Annotated in this window: 14 protein-coding genes; 7 read left to right on the top strand and 7 right to left on the bottom strand. The window is 50.8% G+C overall.

Annotated elements, in window-relative coordinates; genetic code table 11:
* Positions 1 to 1,257: 1,257 nt before the first annotated feature.
* Both fghA and SPM24T3_RS10270 read right to left on the bottom strand, forming a co-directional pair.
* Positions 1,258 to 2,106 carry an S-formylglutathione hydrolase gene (gene fghA, locus SPM24T3_RS10275; protein WP_009636687.1) on the bottom strand — a complete coding sequence of 283 codons (849 nt, stop codon included), beginning with the start codon at positions 2,104 to 2,106 and terminating at the stop codon, positions 1,258 to 1,260.
* Between the two features lie 25 nt (positions 2,107 to 2,131).
* The gene (locus tag SPM24T3_RS10270) at positions 2,132 to 3,013 is read right to left on the bottom strand and encodes a LysR family transcriptional regulator (protein WP_009636686.1); all 882 of its coding nucleotides are present in this window, start codon (positions 3,011 to 3,013) and stop codon (positions 2,132 to 2,134) included.
* 142 nt (positions 3,014 to 3,155) lie between these two features.
* Here SPM24T3_RS10270 and SPM24T3_RS10265 point away from each other — a divergent pair, with 142 nt between their 5' ends.
* From SPM24T3_RS10265 to mglC, 7 genes are all read left to right on the top strand, one after another.
* Positions 3,156 to 4,283, top strand: coding sequence for a YbfB/YjiJ family MFS transporter (locus SPM24T3_RS10265; RefSeq protein WP_009636685.1), 1,128 nt, complete (start codon positions 3,156 to 3,158; stop codon positions 4,281 to 4,283).
* Between the two features lie 127 nt (positions 4,284 to 4,410).
* The gene (gene folE, locus SPM24T3_RS10260) at positions 4,411 to 5,073 is read left to right on the top strand and encodes a GTP cyclohydrolase I FolE (protein ID WP_009636684.1); all 663 of its coding nucleotides are present in this window, start codon (positions 4,411 to 4,413) and stop codon (positions 5,071 to 5,073) included.
* Positions 5,074 to 5,202: 129 nt separating this feature from the next.
* Positions 5,203 to 6,360: a DUF418 domain-containing protein YeiB gene (yeiB, locus tag SPM24T3_RS10255; protein ID WP_009636683.1), complete on the top strand. Its 1,158-nt coding sequence runs from the start codon at positions 5,203 to 5,205 to the stop codon at positions 6,358 to 6,360.
* A gap of 254 nt (positions 6,361 to 6,614) precedes the next feature.
* Positions 6,615 to 7,646: an HTH-type transcriptional regulator GalS gene (gene galS, locus SPM24T3_RS10250; protein ID WP_009636682.1), complete on the top strand. Its 1,032-nt coding sequence runs from the start codon at positions 6,615 to 6,617 to the stop codon at positions 7,644 to 7,646.
* Positions 7,647 to 7,911: 265 nt separating this feature from the next.
* Positions 7,912 to 8,907 carry a galactose/glucose ABC transporter substrate-binding protein MglB gene (gene mglB / locus SPM24T3_RS10245; RefSeq protein ID WP_009636681.1) on the top strand — a complete coding sequence of 332 codons (996 nt, stop codon included), beginning with the start codon at positions 7,912 to 7,914 and terminating at the stop codon, positions 8,905 to 8,907.
* Between the two features lie 276 nt (positions 8,908 to 9,183).
* Positions 9,184 to 10,704, top strand: coding sequence for a galactose/methyl galactoside ABC transporter ATP-binding protein MglA (gene mglA, locus SPM24T3_RS10240; RefSeq protein WP_009636680.1), 1,521 nt, complete (start codon positions 9,184 to 9,186; stop codon positions 10,702 to 10,704).
* 18 nt (positions 10,705 to 10,722) lie between these two features.
* Positions 10,723 to 11,733 (top strand): galactose/methyl galactoside ABC transporter permease MglC, encoded by a 1,011-nt coding sequence (gene mglC / locus SPM24T3_RS10235; RefSeq protein WP_009636679.1) that lies wholly within the window; start codon positions 10,723 to 10,725, stop codon positions 11,731 to 11,733.
* Between the two features lie 117 nt (positions 11,734 to 11,850).
* Here the strand turns inward: mglC and sanA are convergent, their stop codons facing one another.
* The 5 genes from sanA to artQ all read right to left on the bottom strand — a co-directional run bounded on the left by sanA (position 11,851) and on the right by artQ (position 17,357).
* Complete coding sequence (sanA, locus tag SPM24T3_RS10230) at positions 11,851 to 12,726, bottom strand: outer membrane permeability protein SanA (protein WP_009636678.1); 876 nt, start codon at positions 12,724 to 12,726, stop codon at positions 11,851 to 11,853.
* A 150-nt stretch (positions 12,727 to 12,876) separates the two neighbouring features.
* Positions 12,877 to 14,574: an NAD-dependent malic enzyme gene (locus SPM24T3_RS10225; protein ID WP_009636677.1), complete on the bottom strand. Its 1,698-nt coding sequence runs from the start codon at positions 14,572 to 14,574 to the stop codon at positions 12,877 to 12,879.
* Between the two features lie 234 nt (positions 14,575 to 14,808).
* A complete protein-coding gene (gene cdd / locus SPM24T3_RS10220) occupies positions 14,809 to 15,693 on the bottom strand; it encodes a cytidine deaminase (RefSeq protein WP_009636676.1) in 885 nt (294 codons plus the stop codon).
* Between the two features lie 279 nt (positions 15,694 to 15,972).
* Positions 15,973 to 16,641 carry an arginine ABC transporter permease ArtM gene (artM, locus tag SPM24T3_RS10215; protein WP_009636675.1) on the bottom strand — a complete coding sequence of 223 codons (669 nt, stop codon included), beginning with the start codon at positions 16,639 to 16,641 and terminating at the stop codon, positions 15,973 to 15,975.
* Positions 16,641 to 17,357, bottom strand: coding sequence for an arginine ABC transporter permease ArtQ (gene artQ, locus SPM24T3_RS10210; RefSeq protein ID WP_009636674.1), 717 nt, complete (start codon positions 17,355 to 17,357; stop codon positions 16,641 to 16,643). The genes artM and artQ overlap by 1 nt, the downstream gene beginning before the upstream one ends.
* Between the last annotated feature and the right edge of the window lie 6 nt (positions 17,358 to 17,363).

Below are 17,363 nucleotides of genomic sequence, written 5' to 3'. Positions count from 1 at the left end.
GAAGTTAAGCCATGCGCAGCATTAAGCGTAGCGTTGACCGCTGTAGAGTTGCCGGTTTTTCTTTTTAGCTACTATTGGCGGCCTCAGGCCTACGCTGAGCGAAGGAAAGGGAGACGCTTTTGGCTCCCGACTGAGTGAAGGCAGCCCGCAGGGCCGTGGCCAACGCCACGCACCGAGGCTTCTGAAAAGATCTACTTTTTTTGCACCAATCTGGTCACGAGAAAAGGGGCCCGGGATTCTTAAGGGTGGCGGCCCAAGGGCCACCCTTAAGGCGGTCTGGGCCGCAGCCCAGTAAGCGAAGCGCATGGGCTTTAGGTGCTGCGCACAGGCTTTTTAAGGTCAATGATCACCGAGGAGTTTTTCCGGTTCACTCATTTTAATGGTCATTTAACCGGCAGTGCCGGAACCGGGCAAGAGGTCTTCAGGGCGAGCCCTCTTGCATCTCCGCGCCCCTTTGGTGTCGCTTAGCTGCACGGCACCAGACGATGAGTTCGTTTCAGTGCCCCCCGTGTGTGGCGTTGGTCGCGCCGCTGCGCGGTCCCTTCGTTCGTTCGAAAGCCAAAAACGTCTTTCTCCCTTCCTCAGCGCCGCCCCGAGGCCGCCAATCAGGGCTATTAAAGAAAGATCGGCAACCTAAACTGAGGTCAAAAGGCCTTTCTTCTGACAAAAATTTTCTTTTGAAGGTGACATTCTGTGAATATCGGTTTTATTAATTCAGAAACGAAAACAAAAGTTATATCTAGTCTCGAACAAACCTAAGAGACCTATCTTTGTGAGATCGGCTTTTGACCGCTGCAGAGTTGCCGGTTTTTCTTTTTAGTTGCTATTGGCGGCCTCAGGCCTACGCTGAGCGAAGGAAAGGGAGACGCTTTTGGCTCCCGACTGAGTGAAGGCAGCCCGCAGGGCCGTGGCCAACGCCATGCACAGAGGCTCCTGAAACGATCTACTTTTTTTGCACCAATCTGGTCACAAGAAAAGGGGCCCGGGATTCTTAAGGGTGGCGGCCCAAGGGCCACCCTTAAGGCGGTCTGGGCCGCAGCCCAGTAAGCGCAGCGCATGAAGTTGAATTGAAGTTAAGCTAAAGGCCATGCGCAGCATTAAGGGCCATGCGCAGCACCTTAGCCATGCGCAGCACCTTAGCCATGCGCAGCACCTTAGCCATGCGCAGCATTAAAGCCCGTGCGCAGCACACAAGCCAGTGCGCAGCACAAAAAAGTTGCCTTTAGATTGCCAATCTAAAGCCGCTAAGGGATCGGTCTATCCCAAATTCCCGGCATGGAAACGCAGGTGATCCTCGATAAAGCTCGCGATAGTGAAATAGCTATGGTCATAACCAGGCTGTACACGCAGCTGCAGCGGCCAGTCGCGCTGACGGGCCAGTTCGGCGAGCTTGGCCGGTTGTAGCTGGTCGGCGAGGAACTGATCATTGTCGCCCTGATCGACCAAGATAGGAAAAGTCGCCTGATCTGCCGGATAAACACTCAGCAAATGGCAGCTGTCATACTGTAACCATTGACTCTCGTCGTCGCCGAGATAGGCGCTAAACGCCTTGCGACCCCAAGCTACCTGACATGGATTAACAATGGGGGCAAAAGCAGAAGCGGAGTGGAAACGCTGGGGATTGCGTAAGGCCAGCATCAATGCGCCGTGTCCGCCCATCGAGTGACCCATAATCGACTGGCGATCGCTGATATTGAAGTGTTCCTGCAGCAGTAGCGGAAGCTCATCGATAACGTAGTCGTACATTCGATAATGAGCTGCCCATGGTGACTGGGTCGCATTTAAGTAAAAACCAGCGCCCTGGCCTAAATCGTAACCTTCGTCGTTGGCGACATCTTCACCGCGCGGGCTGGTATCCGGCATCACCAAAACGAGCCCTAATTCTGCAGCAATGCGCTGTGCGCCTGCTTTGGTTGTGAAGTTTTCATCGTTGCAGGTCAGGCCCGATAGCCAATAAACCACCGGAGGCGGATTGTCATCACGCGGCGGTGGCAGGTAGATGCTGAAGGTGGTGCTGCTTTGCAAACTGCTGGAGAAGTGACGATAACGCTGTTGCCAGCCGTCGAACATCCGGTGTTCTTCCAGAAGTTCTATTGATGTGCTCATCTGTTGCTCCTTTAGAGTTTTATAATTAATGCGCTAAATTCACAGAGCCATTCAGCTCCAAAATCAGTTCCTGCAATGCCCTTACGTTAGGCCCAAAAGCATCGCGCCGCCAAAACAGCCAAGTAGTGCTGGCGGCGAATTGCTCATCTAACTCATGTACTTGCACGCGTTCTTTGCCCTGCATTTGATCCAGCAGACTGCGCGGCAGCATGGCAATACCCGCCCCGCTGGCGACGCAGGCGACCATGGAGTGATATGACTGAATCTCCATGGTGCTGTTGGCGTGAAATCCGGCATGTCTCATCCAGTTCTCTAAACGTTGACGATAAGAGCAGCTGGGACGAAACGCAAATACCGTGTGTCCCGGTCGGCCAGGAAGGGTGACCATTGGGTCTTCTCCCTGCGGGGAGATGAGTACCAACCGTTCCTGAAAAGCCACGCAGCCGGTTAAATCTTCATCGTCAATTGGACCTTCAGCCAGACCTGCTGCCAGTTTTCCAGAACGGACGCTGTCGATGGTTTCGCCCGACGGTGCGGTGTTCAACGAGAGTGCAACCTGTGGATGACGCTGATGATAAGCCGCAAGCAGAGCAGGAAGGCGTGTCGCTGCCGAGCTTTCCATTGCGCCCAGCTCGAATTGCCCAGCAGGTTCACCGGCATGGGTTAAAGCCAGCGCTTCTTCACTCAACGCCAGAATTCGTTTAGCGTAACTCAAAAAGTTGTAGCCAATAGCTGAAAGCCGTAGTCGCTGTTTTTCGCGGATAAACAAATCAGTGCCCAGCTCTTGTTCAAGTTGGCGCAGGCGGGTGGTCAAATTAGACGGCACGCGGTGGAGCTGTTGTGCTGCACGCGCTACCGAGCCGGTTTCTGCCACACAGCAAAACATTCGTAACTGGGTAAGATCCATAATTTATTCTCTTATCGTAACGAAGTTTGTTTGTATTATTCACTATTCGTGATTCTAACTTTAGGTCATCATGATTAACAGAATTTTTAACGCACGAGAATTGTGAGCCGTGCGAATAACCACAGACTTTTCTGGAGTGAGTATGGCATTTCGTGTAGCACTGACCGGCTTTTTGGCCTTTGTAGTGGCATTGGGAATAGGGCGTTTTGCGTTCACTCCCCAGGTTCCGTTGATGATCGCCGAGCATCAGTTTACGTTGACCGGTGCTGGATTAGTGGCAGCATTTAACTATCTTGGTTACCTGTTTGGTGCCTATGACGCGATGAAATCCACCCGTCACGTTGAACGCCGCCTGTGGATTGGCGTTTGGGGAGCGGTGGTGCTGACGCTGCTTTCTGCCGTGGTCACTGGCGAAATCTGGCATTCTGCCATCCGCTTTGTGATTGGCTGGACCAGCGGTTGGGCGATGGTGTTGGTTTCGGCCTGGTGCAACGAGCGATTGGCACACTATGGCCGCCCGGCGATGAGCGCTGCGGTGTTTGCTGGCCCCGGTGCGGGAATTTTCCTCAGCGGTATTGTTGCTGCCGCCATTCACAGTCTGGCGCTGAGCGCTGCCGTAGCCTGGGCAGTTTATGGTGGATTAGCGCTGATTCTGGTGCTGCTTATTACCCGCAATTTTCCTCGCGCCGGTGAGCTGCACCGCGCCAATGTATCGACGATTCCGTTAGTCCTGACTCCTGACCTCAAAAGGTTGGTGCTGTGTTACAGCCTGGCAGGCTTTGGTTATATTCTTCCTGCGACATTTTTCTCACAGATGGCCAACGCTCGTTTTCCCGATAGTCTGTTCGCACAGTTTGTCTGGCCGGTGTTTGGCGGCGCGTCAATGATCGGCATTGTTATCGGTATCATGACCCGACACTGCCTGAAAACGCATCAGCGTCTGGCGTTGACGCTATGGATGCAGGGAATTGGCGTACTCTGTTCAGAAATTGTTCCCGGTGTTAACGGGCTGATTATCGGCGCTTTGCTAACCGGTGGCGGGTTCCTGTGTGTGGTTCAGCTGGCGTTGCAGTACAGCCGCGAGCTGGCACCCAACCATGCACGTTACATGGCAGGTTTACTCACCACCGGTTATGCCGTCGGGCAATTGATGGGACCCCTGCTATCGGCGGTTTCCACCTCGCTGACTCATCGACTTGAGCCCGCACTTTATGTGGCTATGGCCGGATTCTGGCTCGCCGGAGCACTGGTCATCAAACGCAGTCGATAACTTCGAGCTATTTCAGCCATCATGAAGAGCAATCACTGGATTCTGCGGGCGGACTCAACTACAGTAAGCCACCTCATTTTGGTGTGATCTGCATCAAGGTGATATCAACTGCTGGAGAAAGAAGAAAATGGCAACATTGAGTAAAGAAGCTGTATTGGTTCATGAGGCGTTAATGGCCCGTGGTCTTGAAACCCCGCTGCGTGAAGAGCCGTCTTTAGACGCCGATACCCGCAAACAGCGGATTAAAGAGCATATGACCGGTATCATGCAGCTGCTCAATCTTGACCTGAATGACGATAGTCTGGCTGAAACCCCGACGCGCATCGCCAAGATGTATGTCGATGAGATTTTCTCCGGCCTCGACTACGCCAACTTCCCGAAAATCACCGTTATCACTAACAAGATGAAAGTCGACGAGATGATTTCGGTGCGTGATATCACGCTGACCAGCACCTGTGAGCACCATTTTGTCACTATCGATGGTAAAGCGACGGTGGCTTACATCCCTAAAGACGCGGTGATTGGTTTGTCCAAAATCAACCGTATCGTGCAGTTCTTCTCGCAGCGTCCACAGGTGCAGGAACGTTTGACTCAGCAGATCCTGATTGCTCTGCAAACCCTGCTTGGCACCAAAGACGTTGCAGTGTCTATCGATGCAGTTCACTACTGTGTGAAAGCGCGCGGTATCCGTGATGCGACCAGCGCGACCACGACGACCTCCCTCGGCGGCCTGTTTAAAACCAGCCAGAATACCCGTCAGGAGTTCTTGCGCACAGTCCGTCATAACTGATCGCTGCGTTGATAAAATCGCTATACTGTACAGTATTGGCTCGAAGCCAATTTTCAGGGCAAACGCCTCGAAGAGCCCCAGGGCCTCTCGAGGCGTTTGCTTTTGTATCCCTGCAACAGGACGTTATTGATGCGCCCACGTATTGCTACCCTTGATTTTGCCCGTGGCATCGCCATTTTCGGCATCCTTCTTCTTAATATCAGCTCGTTTGGCCTGCCCAAGGCCGCTTACCTGAATCCTGCCTATGCCGGGCAACCTTCTGGCGTTGATGCCTGGACGTGGAGCGTGCTCGATGTGCTGGCACAGGGAAAATTCCTGATGATGTTTGCCATGCTGTTCGGCGCGGGGTTGCATTTGCTGTTACCGCGCGGCAAGGCCTGGATCCAGTCTCGGCTTTCGCTGTTGCTGCTGTGCGGGTTGATCCACGCGGTGTTTTTCTGGGATGGCGACATTTTGCTGTCTTATGGCCTGATAGGGCTGGTGTTTTGGCGGCTGGTGCGCGAGGCGAAAAGCAATCAAACACTGTTTCGAACCGGCGTGATGTTATATCTCATGGGCGTGGCGATTCTATTAATGCTTGGCCTGATTTCTAAACCCGATCCCGGCAGCTTCTGGAATCCTGGTTATGCCGAGTTGCAGTACGAGCAGTTCTGGCGCTTCAAAGGCGGCATTGAGGCAATCAATAATCGGCTGGACTTACTGTCGTCGAGCCTGATTTCAGTGGCCGTGCAATATGGCTGGGAATTGGGCGGTGCAATGTTGATGGGCGCGAGCCTGATGCGCAGCGGCTGGTTGAAAGGGCAGTTTAACGTTCGCCATTATCTGGGCGTAGCGGCAGTATTGTTACCGCTTTCATGGATCATTCAGATCCCGGCGGTGGCCATTGCCTGGCACACTGGTTGGGACTATCGTTGGAGCGGTTTTTATCTACAGGCCCCGCGTGAAATAGGCGCGCTGATGCAAGCCATGGGTTATCTGGCGCTGTGCTATGGCTGCTGGCCATGGCTGGTGAAGCAGCGTTGGGCTCTGTGGATGTCGCAAGTGGGGCGCATGGCGCTGACCAACTACCTGCTGCAAACGCTGATTTGCGATTTTTTCTTTAATACACTTCATTTTTATCAACATTTCAATCGGTTGCAGTTATTGGCGCTGGTTCCCGCTGTCTGGCTGTTAAACCTGACCGTCACGCTGTGCTGGTTGCACTATTTCCGTCAGGGGCCAATGGAATGGTTGTGGCGTCAGTTGACTGCCAAGGCCGCCGGAGAACCTGCCAATAGCGGCCGATGACGCAGATTGTGTGAGGATGCGACAAAAGTTGCAAAATTGTATGTAAACGTTTTCTGAGCTGTGACGAGACTCACGCTGGTTTGTCGTCAAAGTGTTTAGGATAGCGGTCGTGCAGAGTAAGCCGATCGCTTAACTAAAACAGGAAACAACCATGATCACTGTACTTTCTTTTTCGCTAGACTTTCTCTCTTCTGCCCGGGGTTCATCTCTTCCTAGCTGCCGTCGGCCTCTGTTCACGACCTGCGGAGCGACCTATGGTTACCATTCGTGATGTTGCCAAACTGGCCGGCGTGTCTGTTGCCACGGTTTCCAGAGTCTTGAATAATCCCGCTATTGCCAGTAAAGAGGCGCGAGAACAGGTGCTTAGCGCGGTCAAGGTGCTGGGCTATCGGCCAAACGCCAATGCGCAGGCACTGGCGACTCAAAGCAGCGATACCATTGGCGTAGTGGTCATGGATGTCTCCGATCCGTTCTTCGGTGCATTGGTCAAAGCGGTTGATACCGTGGCCCAGCAGCACAATAAATATGTGCTGATTGGCAACAGTTACCATCAGGCCGAAAAAGAACGTCATGCGATTGAAGTCTTGATCCGCCAGCGCTGTAACGCATTGATCGTACATGCTAAAGCGTTGGGAGATGCCGAGCTGGCACTGTTTATGGATCAAGTTCCCGGCATGGTACTGATCAACCGTGTGGTAAGCGGTTACGAACACCGTTGTGTGTCGCTGGAAAACGTCGTTGGTGCCGAGATTGCAACTAAACTGCTTATATCTCAAGGGCATCAGCGTATCGGCTATATAGGTTCCAGCCATGCTATTGCCGATGAAACCCAGCGTTTTGCAGGCTACGTAACCGCCATGAAGCAGGCACGTCACGACCAAACCTTGCCACCGGACAGCTGGCGCGCGGAAGGCTCTCCCGATTTACAAGGCGGTGAGGCGGCAATGGTCGAGCTGTTGGGGAGAAATTTGAACCTCAGCGCGGTGTTCGCCTACAACGATTCTATGGCCGCCGGTGCTCTGGCAGTATTGAAAGAAAACGGTATTCGCATTCCCAGCGAATTTTCATTGGTCGGATTCGATGATATTCCCATCGCTCGTTATACCAGTCCGAAGCTGACCACCGTGCGCTATCCGATTATCTCCATGGCCACGCTGGCGACCGAGCTGGCGCTTCAGGGAGCAGCCAATCAGCTATCTGCCGGAGTTTCCCACTGTTTTATGCCTACGCTGGTAAGGCGTCATTCTGTAGCGCCATGGCAAAGTGTGGCACCCGTCACTCCCTGAGAATTTAATCTGATGTAACCGTTTTCAATCTGTGAGAACTTTCACAGTTTATTAACATCGCACCTATTATGATTCAGGCGTTTTCAGGATGATTCTATCTGTTTCATTTTGATTGATACACAGCACAAATAAATAACAAAAGTGATGATTGGCAGTTCAGGAAGATCTTCGTCAAGGAAGGCGGGTATCTGGCAAAAATGTCGATTTAAAAGATATTGGACAGACACCAAATTCTGTACCCCCCTACATAAAACCGGAGATACAAATGAATAAGAAGGCTTTCACCCTGGCTACTCTGGCTGCCTGCATGATGTTTGGCACTGCCGCTCATGCTGCTGATACCCGTATCGGTGTCACTATCTATAAATACGATGACAATTTCATGTCTGGCCTGCGCAAAGATCTCGAGAAAGACGCGAAAGCGGCGCCAAATATTCAGCTGCTGATGAATGACTCGCAGAATGACCAGTCCAAGCAAAACGATCAGGTTGACGTGTTGATTGCCAAGGGCGTAAAAGCTTTGGCTATTAACCTGGTAGACCCGGCTGCTGCTCCTGTGATTATCGAGAAAGCCCGCGGTGCAGGTATTCCGGTTGTGTTCTTTAACAAAGAACCTTCACGCAAAGACCTGGATAGCTACGACAAAGTGTATTACGTCGGTACCGACTCTAAAGAATCTGGTGTGATCCAGGGGCAACTGATTGCCAAACACTGGAAAGCCAATCCGTCATGGGATCTGAACAAAGACGGTATCATTCAGTATGTGCTGTTGAAAGGCGAACCAGGCCATCCTGATGCCGAGGCTCGCACCACTTATGTGGTTAAAACGCTGAACGATCAAGGCATTAAAACCCAACAGCTGCAGCTTGATACCGCAATGTGGGATACCGCTCAAGCGAAGGATAAAACCGACGCCTGGTTCTCTGGCCCAAATGCCAACAAGATTGAAGTCGTAATCGCCAACAACGATGCGATGGCAATGGGTGCAGTAGAAGCATTGAAAGCTCATAACAAATCCGCCATTCCAGTATTCGGTATCGATGCCCTGCCAGAAGCATTGGCGCTGGTGAAATCAGGTGCGATGGCCGGTACCGTGTTGAACGATGCAGACAATCAGGCAAAAGCGACTTTTGATCTGGCTAAAAACCTGGCAGAAGGTAAACCAGCTGCAGACGGCACGCAATGGAAAATCGTTGATAAAGTGGTACGCGTTGCCTATAAGCCAGTTGATAAAGATAATCTTAGTGATTTCGTCAAATAATTTGTCGTACTTGCCGCCTCGCTACATCGTCAATGATTGAGAGTTTTTGTTTTAAGCGAGTATTGCAGCCAACACTATTTTGACCTGAAGTACGGATATAAAAGAAGTGGGAAGGTTAGTCGGCTAAGAAGCTAAAAGCAGTGGCATGTTTTAAGCAAGTCTTACGAGCTGGTTAAGTAAATATACTTTGCGTTATGTCGCTTAGGTCAGCCGGTCAGGAAATATCTGACCGGCGATTTTAATCTTTAGCCCGGTTTCATTTAATTAGGTAGCGCTATGGCCGATCTTAATACGGAACAGCCCCGCGAGTGGCTGCTGGAAATGAGTGGAATTAATAAATCATTTCCGGGCGTAAAGGCGTTAGACAATGTGAATTTAAAAGTGCGCCCACATTCCATTCATGCATTGATGGGTGAGAATGGCGCAGGTAAATCTACATTATTAAAATGCCTGTTTGGTATTTATAGTAAAGACTCAGGGACCATTCTTTTTCAGGGCAAGGAAGTTAATTTTAAAAGCTCGAAAGAGGCGTTAGAGCAGGGTGTATCGATGGTTCACCAGGAATTGAACCTGGTGTTGCAGCGTACGGTAATGGATAACATGTGGCTCGGCCGTTATCCAACGAAAGGTTTTTTTGTCGATCAGGACAAAATGTATCAAGACACCAAAGCAATTTTTGATGAGCTTGATATTGATATAGACCCGCGTGAAAAATGCGGAAAGTTATCTGTGTCGCAAATGCAGATGATTGAAATCGCCAAGGCTTTTTCGTATAACGCGAAAATTGTAATTATGGATGAACCGACCTCTTCTCTGACCGAGAAAGAGGTTAATCATCTGTTTACCATTATTCGTAAACTGAAAGATCGCGGCTGTGGAATTGTCTATATTTCTCACAAGATGGAAGAGATTTTCCAGCTGTGCGATGACATTACCATCCTGCGCGATGGCCAGTGGATCGTGTCACAGTCCCTTGAGGGCCTGGACATGGACAAGATCATCTCGATGATGGTCGGTCGTTCATTGAGTCAACGTTTCCCGGATCGTTTAAACACGCCGGGAGAGGTGATTTTGGAGGTGCGTGGCCTGACATCTTTGCGTCAGCCCTCGATTCGCGACATCTCTTTTGACCTGCACAAGGGTGAAATCCTGGGTATTGCCGGGCTGGTGGGCGCCAAGCGCACCGACATCGTTGAAACACTGTTTGGTATCCGTGAAAAGGTGCAAGGGACTATTAAGCTGCACGGCAAAAAAATAAATAACCACAGTGCCAATGAAGCCATCAACCACGGTTTTGCTCTGGTGACCGAAGAACGTCGTTCAACCGGTATATACGCTTATCTGGATATCGGCTTTAACTCGTTAATTTCGAATATTCGTAGTTATAAAAATAAAATAGGTCTACTTGATAATAATCGCATGAAAAGTGATACCCAATGGGTTATCGATTCTATGCGCGTTAAAACTCCGGGACATAAGACCAGTATTGGATCGCTGTCCGGCGGTAATCAGCAAAAAGTCATTATTGGACGCTGGTTGTTAACTCAGCCAGAAATATTGATGTTGGACGAACCTACGCGCGGCATTGACGTTGGAGCTAAGTTCGAAATCTATCAATTAATGACTGAACTGGCCAAGAAAGATAAAGGGATTATTATTATCTCTTCTGAAATGCCGGAATTATTAGGTATTACCGACCGAATTTTGGTTATGAGCAATGGACAGGTTGCGGGTATTGTTGAAACAAAAAATACTTCGCAGAATGAAATTCTACGCCTTGCATCCTTGCACCTCTAATTTCTAAGGGTTCTTATTATGAATGCATTAAATAAGAAAAGCATGCTCACTTATTTTAAAGAGGGCGGGATTTATGTTGTACTGTTTGTGTTGTTGGCAATTATTATATTCCAGGATCCGACTTTCCTGAGCCTGATTAACCTGGGCAACATTCTTACCCAATCGTCTGTGCGCGTAATTATTGCACTCGGCGTGGCTGGGTTGATTGTAACTCAGGGCACCGATCTCTCCGCAGGTCGTCAGGTAGGGCTTTCGGCAGTCGTAGCCGCGACCATGCTGCAAGGTATGGACAACGTCAACAAGGTATTTCCGCATCTGGAAGTCGTGCCAATTCCGCTGGTGATCCTTGCCGTTTGCCTGATCGGTGCGGTGATTGGTCTGGTCAACGGGATTATTATTGCCTATCTCAACGTAACGCCATTTATTACGACTTTAGGCACCATGATTATCGTCTACGGTATTAACTCGCTGTATTACGATTATGTGGGCGCGTCGCCAATTGCCGGATTTGATTCCCACTTCTCGCAGTTTGCTCAAGGGTTTATTACTCTTGGTGGCCTAAAGCTGTCTTATATTACCTTCTACGCGATTATTGCTATCGCCTTTGTATGGGTATTGTGGAATAAGACTCGCTTTGGCAAAAACATTTTTGCCATCGGCGGTAACCCTGAAGCAGCCAAGGTTTCCGGCGTTAACGTTCCGCTAAATCTGATAATGATCTACGCATTGTCCGGGGTGTTTTATGCCTTTGGCGGGATGCTCGAAGCAGGGCGCATCGGCAGCGCGACCAACAATCTTGGTTTTATGTATGAATTAGACGCAATTGCAGCCTGCGTTGTCGGTGGGGTTTCATTCGCCGGTGGTGTCGGTTCTGTAGCAGGCGTGGTAACCGGGGTGCTGATCTTTACTGTAATCAACTACGGTTTGACCTACATCGGTGTTAATCCTTACTGGCAGTATATTATCAAAGGCGGAATTATCATCTTCGCCGTGGCTCTGGATTCTCTGAAATACGCCAAGAAGAAGTAAGTTAAAACTTAACCTAAGAAGTTTACCTAAAGTCATTGTTCCGGTTTCAATGGCGGAGGGTAATACAGAAGCCTTTAATAGCAGGGTACAGGATTGTACTCTGCTTTTTTTTGCCCATTATTTACGAGCAGGAGGAATAACAGGATCTTTCGTGCTGCTGTCGGGCAATGGCAAAAATTCAGGTTTGCCGAGCAAATCGGGGATTGCCGGGGCTTCGGGGGCCAGGCTCTTGTCGGGTACTGCAACAGACTTTTTCTTCAGAGCTGCTTTCTTCTCCGCTGCCAGCATATGTTGCAGGGTAACCACTTGTTCTGGCGTAACCGCTGGATAACCTTGAGCATCTTCCGGAATATGATGCACAGCCGGAATGGGTATAAGCGGCCCCAGGAAACGCGGCTGGCGGTTAAGAATGTAAAGATCATTCAAGGCACCCAGACGGGCAAAAATCTCACGCACGCGAACGGTGAGAATATCCTTCGGCGACGGAACGGCAAAACACTGCGCCTGAATGCCCATATGTAAGGCAATAAACAGCGCGCGTTCGCAGTGGAATCTTTGGGTGATGATCAGAAAATCGTTGGTATCGAAGACCTTGCGAGTGCGCACAATAGAATCCAGAGTGCGGAATCCTGCGTAATCAAGCACGATGTCACTGGAAGGGATCCCCGCAGCCATCAAGTCACGGCGCATGGTCATCGGTTCGTTGTAACTTTGCAGTGCGTTGTCGCCGCTGAGCAGCAAATATTTTACCTTGCCGCTGTTATAGGCATTAATCGCGCCCTGAATGCGGTAAAGATAATACTGATTGATTACGCCGGTGCGATAATATTTAGCGGTGCCGAGCACTACGCCAACCTGCCGATGGGGCAACTGCTGCACTTCATCGTAGATGTAATCTTTGGTTTTCCAGCTGATCCAGCGGTCAAGCCCAATAGCGACAATCAGCATCAGGACTACGATGCCGATAAAGCTCACTATTAGCCGCTTAATCATGGTATTGCCTTAAAGTCATAGTAATGATGCAGAGGGTTCAAGGCTACTTTACCTGCGGGGATGAAGCAATAAGCTGAGGCTTAAACGACGGTGCTTGCTGTGTTTTTAAGCGAAATCCGCCACGACTGATGCCGGATTTCGCTTTGACTGTTAGAACGACGTACGTTTATAGCTACGATACTGCGGAGCCCAGAAGTTGTGCTCGATGGCTTTCGACAGTGCGTCTTCAGTAGTGACCTGTGCTACGCCCTCAATCTGCGCCATTTTCGCGACTTCCATAGCGATGCATTTCGATACACCCTGGATATCATTGACGTCGGGCAGCAAGGAACCCACGCCATCTGTTGCCAGCGGCGAACACTCTGCCAGAGCGCGACTTGCCGCCATCAGCATGCCGTCGGTTACCTGTTTGGCTCCAGAAGCAATCACAGCCAGGCCAATACCCGGGAAAATATACGAGTTATTGCACTGAGCTATTGGATAAACTTTGTCTTTGTAAGTTACCGGCGCAAACGGACTGCCCGTTGCCACCAGCGCAGCGCCGTCGGTCCAGGTGATAATATCGGCAGGATGCGCTTCTACACGCGAGGTCGGATTGGTCAATGGCATGACGATCGGACGTTCGCAGTGCTTGTACATTTCACGAATAATTTCTTCAGTAAACAAACCTGGCTGTCCAGAGACGCCGATCAGTACGGTCGGTTTAGCATGACGCACAACTTCGAGCAGGGAAATATTGTCGCTGTCGACGCCCCAGCCTTCGAGTTTTTCCGTTTTCTGCACCAGCAGGCTCTGGAAATCCAGCAGGTTAGTCAGCTTGTCGGTGAGCAAGCCAAAACGATCAACCATGAAGATGCGCGCGCGGGCTTCCTCTTCGCTGAGTCCTTCGGATTTCATCTGTGCAACGATTTGTTCGGCGATACCACAGCCAGCAGAACCCGCGCCCAAGAAGGTTACAGTCTGGTCACGCAGTCGGCTTCCTGCCGCGTGGCTGGCTGCCAACAGGCTGCCCACGGTGACCGCAGCAGTGCCCTGGATATCATCGTTAAAGCAGCATAGCTCTTCGCGATAGCGCTTGAGCAGCGGCATAGCGTTCTTTTGTGCAAAATCTTCAAATTGCAAAAGCACATTGGGGAAGCGAACTTTCACTGCCTGAATAAATTGATCAACAAAGTCGGAGTATTCTTCGCCGGTAATGCGCGGGTGTCGCCATCCCATATACAGCGGATCGTTAAGCAGTTGCGGGTTGTTGGTCCCGGCATCCAGCACTACTGGCAGCGTGTAGGCCGGGCTAATCCCGCCACAGGCGGTATAAAGTGACAGCTTGCCGATAGGAATGCCCATGCCGCCGATGCCCTGATCGCCAAGGCCAAGAATGCGTTCGCCGTCGGTAACCACAATCACTTTTACGTGCTGTTTGGTGGCGTTTTGCAGCATGTCATCGATGTGTTCGCGATTTGGATAGGCGATGAACAAGCCACGGGCGCGACGATAAATCTCGGAGAAATGCTCACAGGCTTCACCCACGGTCGGGGTGTAAATCACGGGCATCATCTCGCTTAAATGTTCATCAATAAGGCGATAAAACAGGGTTTCGTTGGTGTCCTGAATATTGCGCAAATAAATGTGTTTATCGATATCGGTTTTGAAATCCTGAAACTGGCGATAGGCACGAGCGGCCTGTTCTTCAATGGTTTCAACCGTTTCAGGCAGCAGGCCGTGCAGGTTGAAATTGGCACGCTCCTCTTGGCTAAACGCGCTGCCTTTGTTCAATAACGGGAATTCCAACAGGATCGGGCCTGCGTGAGGAATGTACAGCGGACGCTTACTTTCGTATTCAAGTTCCATTAATTTTTACTCTTCTGGTCTTGGTAGGGGACAGGTGAAGCAAAAGGTCGGAGCAAAGGTCACATTGTTTTTAAAATATGTGTGACAAGGACTTTAGCAGAGGTGAAAGCTCTAACTCAATTTTTTCACAATAATGGGGAGCTGCGTTGATAAACCGTTAATCAATAGAAGAAATGGGAGCCAAGAAATTATGGCCCCTTATTATGAAGGAAATACGAGTGCGGTAATGGAAGGTTAGATTTCGACGTGCTGTAACTGCAAGCAGCCCAATGCCGCGAGCGTGGCGCGGGTGGCATCGTGTTGGCTGACCAGCGGATCGTGGCTTTCGACTAGCACGGCCTGTTTAATTCGGGTGCAGTCCTCTCCGCTTAGATTAAGCACGATCAACGCAGCCTGTAAGGGTGGCAAACTTGGGTTAAAGGCGGCATTTTCAGCATAGCGGCCGGTAAATACCTGACCACTAAAGCTTTCCAGCGCGATACCGCTATGCGACTGGCTGTAGGGAGCATGGCTCTGATTACAGGCCGTTAGCGCCTGTTGAACCAGCGGAGCGGCGTTGGCAAGCTGATAGCCGTGGTCCACGTCGTCCATCAGCAGTGTCTCAATGGCTAAATCACGCGGGCCGAAGGAATAGGGTAAATACTCGCCGAGGCTGGCAACGGCGCGATCGGGCAGATGGATCTCCAGTTCAGTCCCGCTGTTCAGTTCATTCATAAACTGGCGACAGTGGCCGCAAGGGGTGTAATTAACGGTGATCGACTCCAGCCGTTTTTCTCCGCGCATCCAGGCATGAGTCACGGCAGACTGCTCGGCATGAACGGTTTGCTGCATCGAGGCGCCGCGAAACTCCATATTGGCTCCAAAATACAGGTTACCGCTGACGCCGCGCGCCACGGCACCCACGTAAAATTTGGAAATAGGGGCCACTGAGCAGGCAGCGGCCAGAGGCAGCAGCGCAAAAGCCAATGCGGCGTCATCAAGACCAGTTTGCGATTTAATCAGGCTCACCTGCTCGGAGCGCAACATCGCGGGGAAGTCGTCATCACTGAGTATCGGCTCAAGGGCTGATTGCAGATTGGCGGGCAGGCCGGCATAAGCAGCGACAAAACGAGTGTGCATTGAGACATCCTTGATAGCATTACGGGAAGTTATTTTACGAGGCTTTATACGAATTATGTGTGACTAGCATCACTTTATTTGTGCAATAAATGTAATGAGTATCAGCGATGCGAGATATCTCGCAGGTTTATGGATCTTTCAACCTGTTTTGCGAGTTCGTCAGATTGTTCATATCCGAACAAACATCAGGCTGTTCATCGAGAGTGCTGAAGTAACGAAGTTGAAGGAGACAAGGCGCGAAATCGAGAGATATTTTTCCGCGCCTTAAAATGACAGCGATTAGTTACGTCTTTCAAACGCCAGCGCGCGACGCTCAATCAGACGCATCATCAGCGTGAGCAAACCGTTGACGCAAAGATAAACTACCCCCGCAGCACCGAACACCATCACATCATAAGTGCGGCCATACATCAGCTGGCTGTGGCCCATGATATCCATCAGAGTAATGGTGTAAGCCAGCGAGGTACTTTTGAACACCAGCACCACTTCATTGGAGTAGGAAGACAGCGCGCGTTTAAAAGCAAAAGGCAACAAAATGCGCAGCGACGCTTTTCGCGACATCCCCAAAGCCTGGCAAGATTCCCACTGACCGCCCGGAATCGCTCTTACTGCACCGGTAAACAGCTGGGTGGTATAGGCTGCGCTATTAAGCGCCAATGCAAACATCGCACACAGCCAGGGTTGTGACAGCATTTCCCACAACCACGGGATAGTGCGGATTGACGGGAACTGCCCCGGACCATAATAAATCAGGAAGATTTGCACCAGCAGCGGCGTGCCGGTAAACAACGTAATGTAAGCGCGTACTATCGGGCTTAACACCGGCACTTTTAGCGTCAGTACAATAGTAAACAGCAGCGAAAGCAGCAGCGCGACAATCAGCGCGGCTACGGTCAGCGTCAGGCTAGTTTGCAGGCCTTGCAAAACTTCAGGCATATATTGCCACATCAGGAAGCGCTCCGATCAAATCGGGTGGTACGGAGTTCGATGCGTTTTATGACGAACTGACTAAACAAGGTCACTACCAGATAGATAGCCGCCGCGGTCATGTACCAGGTAAACGGCTCCTGAGTGCGGGTGGCAATACTCTTGGTTTGCAGCATCAGGTCATTGACGCTAATCAGTGAAACGAGTGCGGTGTCTTTGAGTAGCACCAGCCATTGATTGCCGAGGCCAGGCAGTGCGTGACGCCACATCTGCGGCATAATCAGCCGGAAGAAAATGGCTACTTTAGTCATTCCCAGCGCCTGACCGGATTCCCATTGACCATGAGGAACCGCTTTTAACGCACCGCGCAACGTTTGCGAGGCGTAGGCAGAATAAAGCAGAGACAGTGCAATCACACCACAGACAAACGGGCTGACTTCGAAATTATCGACTGGCAGTTTAACGGGGATCTGGAACAGATACAGATTGATGTCAAAGCCGTCGGACAGTGTTAGCAGCAGCTGTGAGGAGCCGAAATAGATGAACAGCACCACCAGAATTTCTGGTAGGCCGCGTAAAATTGTCACCCAGGCAGTGCCCAGCCAGCTTAGCGGTTTCCACGGGGATGACTCCCACACGGCAAACAGCATTGCCAGAAACAGGCCCAGGATCAGTGCACAAATGGCAAGGCCGACGGTCATACCGGCGGCGCTTAGCAGAGGTTGAAATTCAATCATCGCTAT

Origin of the sequence: Serratia sp. M24T3 (assembly GCF_000257645.1) — a bacterium.
GTDB lineage: Bacteria > Pseudomonadota > Gammaproteobacteria > Enterobacterales > Enterobacteriaceae > Rouxiella.
This window is presented reverse-complemented; position numbering and strand designations above follow the sequence as displayed.

Bases quoted from the DNA above. Each gene is read 5' to 3' on its own strand.
- fghA (WP_009636687.1), bottom strand. From the start codon at position 2,106: ATGAGCACATCAATAGAACTTCTGGAAGAACACCGGATGTTCGACGGC.
- SPM24T3_RS10270 (WP_009636686.1), bottom strand. From the start codon at position 3,013: ATGGATCTTACCCAGTTACGAATGTTTTGCTGTGTGGCAGAAACCGGC.
- SPM24T3_RS10265 (WP_009636685.1), top strand. From the start codon at position 3,156: ATGGCATTTCGTGTAGCACTGACCGGCTTTTTGGCCTTTGTAGTGGCA.
- folE (WP_009636684.1), top strand. From the start codon at position 4,411: ATGGCAACATTGAGTAAAGAAGCTGTATTGGTTCATGAGGCGTTAATG.
- yeiB (WP_009636683.1), top strand. From the start codon at position 5,203: ATGCGCCCACGTATTGCTACCCTTGATTTTGCCCGTGGCATCGCCATT.
- galS (WP_009636682.1), top strand. From the start codon at position 6,615: ATGGTTACCATTCGTGATGTTGCCAAACTGGCCGGCGTGTCTGTTGCC.
- mglB (WP_009636681.1), top strand. From the start codon at position 7,912: ATGAATAAGAAGGCTTTCACCCTGGCTACTCTGGCTGCCTGCATGATG.
- mglA (WP_009636680.1), top strand. From the start codon at position 9,184: ATGGCCGATCTTAATACGGAACAGCCCCGCGAGTGGCTGCTGGAAATG.
- mglC (WP_009636679.1), top strand. From the start codon at position 10,723: ATGAATGCATTAAATAAGAAAAGCATGCTCACTTATTTTAAAGAGGGC.
- sanA (WP_009636678.1), bottom strand. From the start codon at position 12,726: ATGATTAAGCGGCTAATAGTGAGCTTTATCGGCATCGTAGTCCTGATG.
- SPM24T3_RS10225 (WP_009636677.1), bottom strand. From the start codon at position 14,574: ATGGAACTTGAATACGAAAGTAAGCGTCCGCTGTACATTCCTCACGCA.
- cdd (WP_009636676.1), bottom strand. From the start codon at position 15,693: ATGCACACTCGTTTTGTCGCTGCTTATGCCGGCCTGCCCGCCAATCTG.
- artM (WP_009636675.1), bottom strand. From the start codon at position 16,641: ATGTGGCAATATATGCCTGAAGTTTTGCAAGGCCTGCAAACTAGCCTG.
- artQ (WP_009636674.1), bottom strand. From the start codon at position 17,357: ATGATTGAATTTCAACCTCTGCTAAGCGCCGCCGGTATGACCGTCGGC.